This window comes from Agathobaculum butyriciproducens (assembly GCA_003096535.1).
GTDB classification, from domain to species: Bacteria; Bacillota; Clostridia; order Oscillospirales; family Butyricicoccaceae; genus Agathobaculum; species Agathobaculum butyriciproducens.
On record QEKJ01000030.1, the window covers coordinates 1 to 10,471 of the forward strand.

Consider the following 10,471-nt stretch of genomic DNA (forward strand, 5'->3'; position numbering starts at 1 on the left):
GAAGTCTGGGCCGATTAAACAGCAGGACAGTCTAAAAAGCAGGGAACACGGAAACCGGCAGGTCTCACCGCCGGTGTTTGGATAAGAAAAACATTTGCACAGATAAAATCCCACTTGATGTCAGGTACGGTATCAAGTGGGATTGTCTGTTTTCTGTTTCTGTTCGTTCTAACGGGAATGCCAGTGAATGGTTCTGATAATAGCGGATTTTCTGCAAAACACAGCGCTCAGCGCACCGAAAAATGTATGGGTCTAAATTCACATCTTCGGGGTGTTAGGCTTGAGCCCAGTCTGCCGCATGGCTTCCACGGCGGTGATTTCCCCTGCCCGCCAGCGCGCAACCACTCGCTCGAATTTGTCCGGCAAGGGCCGCGGCTTGCGGCCGGTGTACTTGCCCTGCTCTTTAGCGATAGCAATTCCCTCGTGCTGGCGCCGCAAGATGTACTCGCGTTCAAGCTCCGCGACTGCCGCGAATACGGTCAGCATAAATTTGCCGGTCGGTGTGGTCGTGTCGATAGCTTTTTTGCGGCTGACAAATTCTACTTGTTTCTCGGTCAACCGTTCCAAAAGGTCAAGCAAGTCGCGCGTGTTCCTCGCAAAGCGGCTGATTGACTCGACGATAACCGTGTCGCCACGCCGGACATATTCCATCATCCGAGTGAGCTCCGGGCGGTCGGCGCCGTTGTCCTTGACACACATGGAAGCTGTTGCCAGACCCTTGCCGACGTTGGTTACCGTTGCGGATACCGTAACCGTGCCGTTGGACTGAATGGAGTCCGGCGTGATGGAAATATCGCTGTATGCCAGCTTGGTGCCGTCCTTGGACAGGGTAATCTCACCCTCGCTGCCCAGACCCATGTTCTTATAGGTCAGCAGGCCGTCCTTCACGGTAACCTCCAGCATATCGCCCTTGCCGTTTGCCAGCAGGTTGGGATAGTTGTCATCCATGCGCTGATCCGGCTTGCCGGTGTCGATCTTGCCGTCACCGATACGGGCGTCGCCCTGCGTTACATACAGGGTATCCGTGCCGCGGGCCGGGTTTGCGGAAGCGTAGCGGGCGTACAGATGCGTATGACCGCTGAACATGACATTTACATTGCCGCTCTCTACGATGGAGGGGATGTACTTGCGGGTCAGGTCATCATCAAACGGATGATGCATGGTGACAATGCGGAAATCCGCCTTTGCTGGGCTTTTTCGTATAGGTGCGGATGATTGAACAGTTACTTTTGTATCCTGAAAAGCACGCTCTCTAATATTGGTTACCTCAGCTTTAATTACAATGCTCTGGATATTTGATTTATTACTATTCCAAGGCTGCTTTCCATAGGCATAGTTAGGCATTACACCTTTTGTATAGCCATCTTCCGGGATATCGGCTGCCGAAATCGTTAGTGTTCCATCTGTAATGTTCCATGAAATACCACCGCTAACCGAAGTATCCGCCGCAAACGCCACAGTCGGCGCCATTGTCAACAGTATACACAATGATACTATTGCCGAAAACAATCGTTTTTTCATATCTTTGGGGGAACAGCACAAAAGGGCAGAGTTTTACCTACTCTGCTCTGCCGTCAGTGTATTGCACCGCAAATCGGTCTGTCAAGTTCTTTTTCACGGTGTACACCTCCTTCTGCCCAATAAAGCGCAGAAGAGGTTAACAGCGTCTTCGCTGATGCTTGCAACCAGCTATCATTGCGGCTTTTGCCGCTTTAGAACCTTCTGGCTTTGCGTCCCCGTCTTTCGACGGGTTTGTCTATTTCTCAGGCACCGTGTCTGTACCTGATTTTTAATTATTATACCATAATATGTATAGGTGTGCAACGGGACAGCTATACAATTCGTGTCATAAAAACGACATTTCGTGCAGCGATCTGATGAATATCACCGTTTAATCCGGTGCGCGCAGGACTGCGAGTGTGCTTTTTATTTCCACTGGGTGCGGTACTGATGCGGGGTAATGCCGGTGCTCTTACGGAAGGCCATAATGAAGTGCGAAGCACTGGAAAAGCCACAGTTATCCGCGATGGTCTCAATACTCTGCGAGGTGGTGAGCAGCTGCTGCTTTGCGGCGCTCAGACGCACGGTCTGCAAAAACTGATGCGGTGTAACGGACTGGTATTCCTTAAACTTACGCATATAGTAGCAGGTGCTGAGCGCAGCGCGCTGCGACAGGTGCTCGATGGAAAGCGACTTATCCGCGTAATTGTACGTCATATAGTCGGCCGAGTCCTGAATGGCGATCTCGAGATCGCTTTTTTTCTTTTCTCCGAGCACGAGCACGAGCAGAACGAGCAGCTTGTTGATCGTCAGGGAAATAATATGCGGATTGGGCTGGTTCTGGTGCACCGAGACCATGATGCGGCGGACACATTCCTCAATCTCGGCATTGCTTCCGGTGGGCAGGATGAACCCGTGCGTATTAAGGATAAGATGTGTATAGGCGGTGCTGCCGCTGCCTTCAAAGTGGAACCAGCGCATGCGGATCGGTGTAAGGGCGTGATAGCTGTGCGGCTCTCTGCAGTCAAGCAGGATCAGGCTGCCGGGACCGGCGGTGCGTGTTTCACCGCGGTAGGTGACCGACAGTTCGCCTTCATCTACAATAAGCATCTGGCAGATATCCAGATAATTGCGCTGCATACCGTATGTTTCGTCGCAATGGTAGCTGCCTGCGTGCGGAACATGGTACAGGTTCGTCGCGGTAAAGGCATCTGCATCGTGGTAATAGCGCACAGAATCTGCCAGAATACCCATATCATTAAGCATAATTGGTGTCAACTCCTTTTTTGTACCATATCATGGCATGGAAATGCTGTCATTCGCTTTTCTTATACAATTATATCAAAAAATGATACTAATAAAAAGTATAATATTTTGATATTTTATTATTATCCTGTGTAGTGATGAATGCGAGAGTTTGATATATGATAGGTACAACAAAAGAGAAACGAACAAAAACACGCAAAATAGTTTCTTTTGAGTTAAAAAGACAAAGAGAAAAGAAAAAACAAGAATAGGGAATTCTATAATATAATAGAATTTTCTTATTCGAAAGAGGGGTTGAAACATTTGATTATCATTTTGACATTCATCGCCTTCACCGGTCTTGTAGCCTTGATCTCATGGTACAAGACCAAGGAGGAGAACCTGTCCACCAAGGAAGGCTACTTCCTTGCAGGACGCGGACTGACCGGTCTGGTCATCGCCGGTTCACTGGAAATGACCAACCTGTCCACCGAACAGCTGGTCGGACAGGCCGGACAAAGCTACTCGACCAACATGGGCGCCATGAGCTGGTCGGTAAACGCAAGCATCGCGCTGTTGGCGCTGGCACTGATCTTCCTGCCGAAGTATCTGAAAGCCGGTATCACCACCATTCCGGAATTCCTGGAGGTTCGATTTGACCGCACCACCAAGCAGATCATCTCGTTCCTGTTCCTGCTCGGCTACATGCTTACTTACCTGCCGACCGTACTGTACTCCGGTGCGCTGGCCTTCAACCAGATTTTCCATCTGGATCAGCTGTTCGGCATCACCACTTATCAGAGCATTGCAATCCTGTGTGTTGCAATCGGCGTTATCGGTTCCATCTACGCAATCTTCGGCGGCCTGAAGGCAGTTGCGGTATCCGACACCGTAAACGGCGTGGGTCTGCTGATCGGCGGTCTGCTGATCCCGATCCTGTCCATCTGCATCCTCGGCAACGGCAGCTTCCTTGCCGGCATTCAGGACTTCATCACCAATGTTCCGGCGGAAAAGTTCAACGCGGTCAATCCGGCGAACGCTCTGCCTCCGATGATTCCGTGGCCGGTTCTGTTCCTCGGCATGCTGTTCAACAACCTGTTCTACTGGTGCACCAACCAGTCCATCATCCAGCGCACGCTGGCTGCCAAGAATCTGGCACAGGCACAGAGAGGTGCTGTATTCACCGCATTCCTCAAGCTGCTGGATCCGTTCTTCATCACCATCTGCGGTCTGCTGGCTTACCGCTTCTTCGGAGACGGCCTGGCAAACAGCGACCTGGCATATCCGTCTCTGATCACCACAGTTGTTCCGAACTGGCTGCTCGGTATCATCGCAGCGGTTCTGTTCGGTGCGATCCTGTCGTCCTTTAACTCGGCACTGAACAGCTGTGTAACGCTTTACACGCTGGACTTCCACCGTCCGCTGTTCAACCAGACCGCAAGCGACTCTCATCTGGTAAGCGTAGGCAAGCGCGTTGGTACCGGTCTTGCGATCGTATCCATCTGCGTGGCGCCGTTCGTCAGCAATGCACCGTCCGGTCTGTATGACTTCCTGCAGGAGTGCTTCGGCTTCTACTCCATGCCGATCCTCGCGATCGTGCTGGTAGGCTTCTACACCAAGCGCGTTCCGGCCTGCGCACCGAAGATCACGCTGGTCGTACACGTTATCCTGTACTCGATCTCCAAGTTCCTGCCGCTGAATGTGCATTACCTGTATGTTCTTTCGGTACTGTTCCCGGTAGACCTGGCACTGATGCTGCTCATCGGCAAGCTCAAGCCCCGTGCTACCGACTTCATCCTCGAGGATTCCAAGGCTGTTGACCTGACCCCGTGGAAGTATGTAAAACCCGCCGCGCTGACCTGCTTCATCCTGATGCTTTGCGTCTACGCGCTGTTCTCTCCGATCGGTCTGGCTCGATAATGAGCCGGACCCCGGAAACCATTCATCTATTCACATTGTAAGAAACGCACAAGGCGTTTTCGATAAAATCCAACAAAGGTATTGAGATTTTTTGAGGAGGAAAAACTTATGAGCAAGGAAATTAAAATCGGTCTGATCGGCGCTGGCTGGATGGGCAAGGCCCACACCACCGCATTCCACAACGCACGCATGATCTTCGGCGATGATATGCCGGTATTCGAGCTGGTAAGCGACGTCAGCGAGGATGCAGTAGCAAAGTTCGCGAAGAACATGGGCTACAACCGCTACACCACCAACTGGATGGACGTTGTTACCGATCCCGAAATCGACCTGGTTGACGTTGCAACCCCGAACTGCATGCACTACGAGATGGCAAAGGCTGCTCTGGAGCACGGCAAACATGTTTTCTGCGAGAAGCCGCTGTCTCTGTCTGCTGAGCAGTCCCGCGAGCTGGCTGATCTGGCTAAGGAAAAGGGCGTAGTCAACTACTGCGGTTTCTCCAACATCATGAACCCGGCAAACCAGTACGTTGCAGAGCTGGTTAAGTCCGGCAAGCTGGGCAAGATCATGCGCGTACACGCTACCTACGATCAGGACATGCTGCTTGACCCGTCCATTCCGATCGCATGGCGCCACATCAACAAGCTGGCTGGTTCCGGCGCACTCGGCGACCTGTGCAGCCACCTGCTGAGCGTTTCCCAGATGATCATGGGCGACATGAGCGAGGTTCTGGGCGTACAGTCCATCGTTATTCCGGAGCGTCCGGTCAAGGCAGGCAGCACCGAGATGGGCAAGGTCGAGAACGACGACCTCATCACTTTCTTGGTTAAGTATGAAAATGGTGCCATCGGTGACTTCTCGTCCTCCCGTGTGGCAACCGGCCGCAAGAACTACTTCTACTACGAGATTCAGGGCACCGAGGGCTCGGTAGTATACGATCTGGAGCGCATGTGCGAGGTTCAGGTTTACTTCAAGGCTGACGCTGACAAGGACAACGGCCGTGACTGCGGCTTCCGCACCGTACTGCTCAACCCGCAGCACAAGGGCTTCAAGTACTTCCAGCCGGCAGGCGGCATCGCAATCGCATTCGACGACATGAAGACGCTGCAGGCTCACGCACTCATGCAGGCTATGCACGGCGGCGAGTACATCTGCAACTTCGAGATGGGCGCTAAGGTTGACGGCATTATCAACGCAGTGCTCAAGTCCGTTAAGTCCGGCACCTGGGAAAAGTGCTGAGGGAGGTAGCAAATCATGTTTAACAATGTAAAACTCGGCATCGCGCCGATCGGCTGGACCAATGACGACATGCCGCAGCTTGGCGGTGAGCTGACCTTCGAGCAGATGGTTTCCGAAGCGGCTCTGGCAGGCTTTCAGGGCACCGAGGTCGGCGGCAAGTTCCCGACCGACCCGGCAGTGCTCAACAAGGCACTCGACCTGCGCGGCATCAAGATTGCATCCCAGTGGTTCTCGAGCTTCCTGTGCTCGACCCCCTACGAGGAGAACGAAAAGGCATTTATCGAGCAGCTGGACTTCCTCGAGGCTGTCGGTGCAAGCCGCATCAACGTATGCGAGCTGACCCGCTGCCTGTTCGCAGAGGAGTGCTCGATGTTCGGCAACAACAAGCCGGTTGCCACCGACGAAGAATGGGACAAGCTGTGCGACGGCCTGAACAAGCTGGGCAAGATCGCTGCTGACCGCGGCTTCAAGCTGTGCTTTCATCACCATATGGCAACCGTGGTTCAGACCTTCGAGGAAACCAAGCGCCTGATGGACAACACCGACCCGCGTTACGTTTACCTCTGCTTTGATACCGGTCACTTCACCTTCTCCAAGGAAGATGCCGTCAAGGCAGCCAGGGAGTTCGGCCCGCGTATCGGCCACGTTCACCTCAAGGACATCCGTCCCGACATGATGGAAAAGGCTTACGCCGAGGGCTTCAAGTTCCGCAAGGCGGTTCTGGAAGGCTGCTTCACCATTCCGGGTGACGGCTGCGTAGACTATCCGGGCGTATTCAAGGCGCTGCATGACGCACATTACGAGGGCTGGTTCATCGTTGAAGCCGAGCAGGACCCGGCAAAGGCAAATCCGCTCGAGTATGCCAAGATGGCACGCGAGTATATCAAGAAAACCGCAGGTATCTGATAAGGAGGATTACAAATGGAGAAGATTCGTTTCGGTATCGTTGGCATCGGTATGATGGGCAGAATGCACGCCACCAGCCTGCAGCGTAATCCTCACGCAGAGGTTGTAGCGGTTTGCGCCCGCACCGAGAGCAAGGTCAAGGCGTTTCAGGAGGAATTCAGCGTACCGTATGGCTACACCAATGTAGACGAGCTGGTAAACAATCCCGAGGTTGACGCAATCGTTGTTGCAACCGGCGCAGATGCTCACAAGGCACCGTGTCTGGCAGCCTGCAAGGCCAAGAAGCATATCTTCTGCGAAAAGCCGCTGGCCAAGACCCTTGAGGACTGTGAGGAGATCGAGAAGGCCGTAGCCGAGAACGGCAGCAAGTGCTTTACGGTCGGCTTCATGCGCCGCTTCGATCCGTCCTACGCAGAGGCGAAGGAGAAGATCCGCGCCGGCGCGATCGGCAAGCCGATCCTGTTCAAAGGCGTATCGCTCGACCCGTCCAGCGTGCTCGAGGCACATCTGGAAGGCGTCAAGAAGGGCATTTACGTTCCGTGGTTTATCGAGATGGGCAGCCACGACACCGACCTTGCACGTTGGTTCCTCGAGGGCGATCCGGTCGATTCCTTTGCAACCGGCGATGCTTATGTCTGCACCGGTCTGGCAGATTACAACGACTACGACAACGGTTTCTCGCTGACCAAGTTCGATAACAACACCACCGCTTACATTCAGGTGGGCCGCACCGCAACCTGCAGCCACGTTGAGAGCGAAATCGTCGGCACCAAGGGCACGCTGCGTGTCAACTCGGTACCGCGCAAGAATTACCTCTCGCAGTTCACCGAGAACGGCTTTGTAGAGGAGTGCCAGGAGAGCTTCCTTGCTCGCTGGGGCGAGGCGTTCCAGGCGGAGATCGACGACTTCGTTGACTGTGTACGCACCGGCCGCAAGCCGGAGACCACCGCACACGACGGCACGATGAGCCTGAAGTTCTGTCTGCAGCTGCATCAGGCATATCTGGACGGTAAGAAGAAGTAAATTACAACCGCTTTTTATGGCAATACCGCATAATTGGACAAGAGCGATTTGCGAGTAAATTTTGCGCACTGATAAGGCGCGGTTTTGCAGCAATACTGACGTATTGCAAGAAATCGCAACGCAATCAGGGGACAAAATTTCCGCAAAGCGCCGCAGCTTTAAGTGTGCGGTGTTGCCTTAGATAAAGGAAAAAAGGAGATTCACATCATGAGCAAGAAGGAACTCGCTATTGGCGTACTGGGCGCAGGCGGCAACATTGGCCACACCCATTCTCAGAACATTGCAACCTATGTAGACGGCGCTCGTCTGGCTGCTGTTTACGATCTGAACACCGAGCGTGCTGAGGAGGTCGCTAAGACCTACGGCGCAAAGGTAATGGCAAGCGCAGAGGAGCTGATCGCTTCTCCCGAGATCGACGCAGTTGTTATCGCATCCTGGGACGGCACGCATGCTGATCTGGCAGTAAAGTGCATCGAAGCCGGCAAGCCGGTATTCTGCGAGAAGCCGCTGGCTACCACCCTTGAGGACGCGAAGAAGGTCGTAGAGGCTGAGAAGGCTTCCGGCAAGCGTCTGCTGCAGATCGGCTTCATGCGCCGCTTTGACCCGGACTACATCAAGATGAAGAAGATCCTCGACTCCGGCGAGCTGGGTGCTCCGCTGATGGCGCACTGCATCAGCCGTACCCGCAGCCATCCGAAGAACCACACCACCGAGCAGCACATCACCAACATTGCCATCCACGAGATCGACATCTGCCGCTGGCTGCTGGGTGAGAACCTGAACGAAGTCGCTGTTCGTTTCCCGCGTGCTACCTGCTTCGCAGAAGGCACCTGCCAGGACCCGCAGCTGGTACTTATGCAGTCCGACTCCGGCGTACTGATCGACGTTGAGGTTTCCGGCAACAGCTACTATGGCTACGAGATCCTGTGCGAACTGGTCTGCGAGAAGGGCACCATCCGCCTGCCGGTAGCGGCAGAGCCGATCGTCCGCTCCTACCTGCAGTGCGGCCAGGCCATCCCGGAGGACTGGACCAACCGTTTCGTAGTTGCTTATCAGGAAGAGCTGCAGCACTGGGTAGATTACCTGCAGGGCAAGACCGACGTTCCGGGCCCGGGTGCTGAGGACGGCTACGAGGCCTGCAAGATCTCCGACGCACTGATCAAGGCACAGACCACCGGTCAGTGGGAAAAGGTAGAGGCATAATCCCCCCCCCCGCGAATGGTATACAGCAGGGGCGGGAATAGGTGTGAAACCGCTCCTGTTGATATAAAGAAGGTCATATTACCCGGTAATATGATTCCAATAGACAACTTGTCTAACAGGAGGAAAGAAAGATGAAGAGAAGCAACCTTTTTAAGCGTTCCGCAGCGATGCTGTTGGCAGGACTGATGGCAGTTTCCATGAGTGCATGCGGCGGCAGCAGCGCATCCGGCAATGACTCCGGCGATTCCCAGGCAAGCAGCAGCGGCGACACCCATAAGCTGAGCGTAGTGCTCAAGACCACCTCTTCCGAATACTGGAGTTATGTTATCGCAGGCGTCGAGCAGGCGGAAAAGGATCTCGGCAACGTAGAAGTTGATGTACGCGGTGCAAACAGCGATACCGACTTCGACGGTCAGCTGAACATGGTAGAGACCATTGTAAACGCAGATATGTGCGAAGCGATTGCAATCGCACCGCTGCAGGCAGACCAGATCGCAAATGCACTGACCGGTGCAAAGATTCCGGTTCTGGCGATTGACACCAATTTTGATCAGGCGGAAACCTTTATCGGCACGGCGCACGAGGACGCTGCATATCAGGGCGGCAAGTATGTAGCCGAGAAGATCGGTAAGGGCGGAAAGGTTGTTATTCTGGCGAATATCCAGGGCGAGTCCACCTCTGAGGCTCGTGTAGCTGGTTACAAGAAGGCACTTGAAGAAGGCGGCTGCGAGATTATCTCCACGCAGTACACCGACGGCGTAGGCGACAAGGCTGTTACCGTAACCGATGGTGTTCTCCAGTCCTTCACGGACATCGATGCGATCGTATGCTGCGCAGACGATGTTGCGCTCGGCGCATCCCGTGCCATCAAGCAGGCAGGCCGTGACGGCGACGGCATCATCGTATGCGGCTTCGACGGCATCTCCTCCGGCGTACAGGCAGTTGTTGACGGCGAAATCTCCTGCACCGTTGCACAGGACCCGTACAACATGGGCTACCAGTGTGTTAAGAGCCTGCTCGACGTTGTAGAAGGCGAAAAGCTGGATGACTTCATCGATACCGGCTGTAAGGTCATTACTCCGGACAATGCTCAGGAGTATCTGGACAAGCTGAAGAGCCTGGTATAAGCATTATTTTCTGATCCCTCGCTCTCACTCTCGCGCTTGGGAAAACGCTCCAATGTTCTTCCCATTCTTCATGTCATTTAAGACATACTCTCTAATATTTTTATTCTCTCTCTTTTAACTAACCCATAAGTTTTCTTCTCATATTGCTGGAAAAGCCGCTTGTGCGGCTTTTCCTATACCCCGATTCGGTTTGGCGAAAGGATATTTGACCAATGTATCAGATTTTGAAAAAGCAAACGCTGAACGCAAACACCAAGCTGATGGTGATCGAGGCACCGCACGTTGCCCGCAAGGCAGAGCCGGGTCAG

At 53.8% G+C, this 10,471-nt stretch carries 8 protein-coding genes and 1 riboswitch; of the genes, 6 read left to right on the plus strand and 2 right to left on the minus strand.

Annotated features, from left to right (window positions below; all coding sequences use genetic code 11):
* Positions 1-258: 258 nt before the first annotated feature.
* On the minus strand, positions 259-1,161 hold the full coding sequence (locus C7386_RS13860; RefSeq protein WP_318261309.1) for a recombinase family protein: 903 nt from the start codon (positions 1,159-1,161) through the stop codon (positions 259-261).
* A 516-nt stretch (positions 1,162-1,677) separates the two neighbouring features.
* A riboswitch (cyclic di-GMP riboswitch) is annotated at positions 1,678-1,767 on the minus strand.
* Between the two features lie 159 nt (positions 1,768-1,926).
* Positions 1,927-2,766 (minus strand): helix-turn-helix domain-containing protein, encoded by an 840-nt coding sequence (locus C7386_RS12625; RefSeq protein WP_116705673.1) that lies wholly within the window; start codon positions 2,764-2,766, stop codon positions 1,927-1,929.
* A 303-nt stretch (positions 2,767-3,069) separates the two neighbouring features.
* Here C7386_RS12625 and C7386_RS12630 point away from each other — a divergent pair, with 303 nt between their 5' ends.
* The 6 genes from C7386_RS12630 to C7386_RS12655 all read left to right on the plus strand — a co-directional run bounded on the left by C7386_RS12630 (position 3,070) and on the right by C7386_RS12655 (position 10,163).
* The gene (locus tag C7386_RS12630) at positions 3,070-4,665 is read left to right on the plus strand and encodes a solute:sodium symporter family transporter (protein ID WP_116705674.1); all 1,596 of its coding nucleotides are present in this window, start codon (positions 3,070-3,072) and stop codon (positions 4,663-4,665) included.
* Between the two features lie 108 nt (positions 4,666-4,773).
* Positions 4,774-5,904, plus strand: a complete 1,131-nt coding sequence (locus C7386_RS12635; RefSeq protein WP_116705675.1) for a Gfo/Idh/MocA family protein — start codon at positions 4,774-4,776, stop codon at positions 5,902-5,904.
* Between the two features lie 15 nt (positions 5,905-5,919).
* Entirely contained in the window at positions 5,920-6,810 is an 891-nt protein-coding gene (iolE, locus tag C7386_RS12640; protein WP_116705676.1) for a myo-inosose-2 dehydratase, read from the plus strand.
* Positions 6,811-6,825: 15 nt separating this feature from the next.
* Complete coding sequence (locus C7386_RS12645) at positions 6,826-7,833, plus strand: Gfo/Idh/MocA family oxidoreductase (protein ID WP_116705677.1); 1,008 nt, start codon at positions 6,826-6,828, stop codon at positions 7,831-7,833.
* A 207-nt stretch (positions 7,834-8,040) separates the two neighbouring features.
* Complete coding sequence (locus C7386_RS12650) at positions 8,041-9,036, plus strand: Gfo/Idh/MocA family oxidoreductase (protein ID WP_116705678.1); 996 nt, start codon at positions 8,041-8,043, stop codon at positions 9,034-9,036.
* Positions 9,037-9,167: 131 nt separating this feature from the next.
* Positions 9,168-10,163, plus strand: a complete 996-nt coding sequence (locus C7386_RS12655) for a sugar ABC transporter substrate-binding protein (RefSeq protein ID WP_110435936.1) — start codon at positions 9,168-9,170, stop codon at positions 10,161-10,163.
* Positions 10,164-10,471 lie beyond the last annotated feature (308 nt).

Bases quoted from the DNA above. Each gene is read 5' to 3' on its own strand.
- C7386_RS13860 (WP_318261309.1), bottom strand. From the start codon at position 1,161: ATGCATCATCCGTTTGATGATGACCTGACCCGCAAGTACATCCCCTCC.
- C7386_RS12625 (WP_116705673.1), bottom strand. From the start codon at position 2,766: ATGCTTAATGATATGGGTATTCTGGCAGATTCTGTGCGCTATTACCAC.
- C7386_RS12635 (WP_116705675.1), top strand. From the start codon at position 4,774: ATGAGCAAGGAAATTAAAATCGGTCTGATCGGCGCTGGCTGGATGGGC.
- iolE (WP_116705676.1), top strand. From the start codon at position 5,920: ATGTTTAACAATGTAAAACTCGGCATCGCGCCGATCGGCTGGACCAAT.
- C7386_RS12645 (WP_116705677.1), top strand. From the start codon at position 6,826: ATGGAGAAGATTCGTTTCGGTATCGTTGGCATCGGTATGATGGGCAGA.
- C7386_RS12650 (WP_116705678.1), top strand. From the start codon at position 8,041: ATGAGCAAGAAGGAACTCGCTATTGGCGTACTGGGCGCAGGCGGCAAC.
- C7386_RS12655 (WP_110435936.1), top strand. From the start codon at position 9,168: ATGAAGAGAAGCAACCTTTTTAAGCGTTCCGCAGCGATGCTGTTGGCA.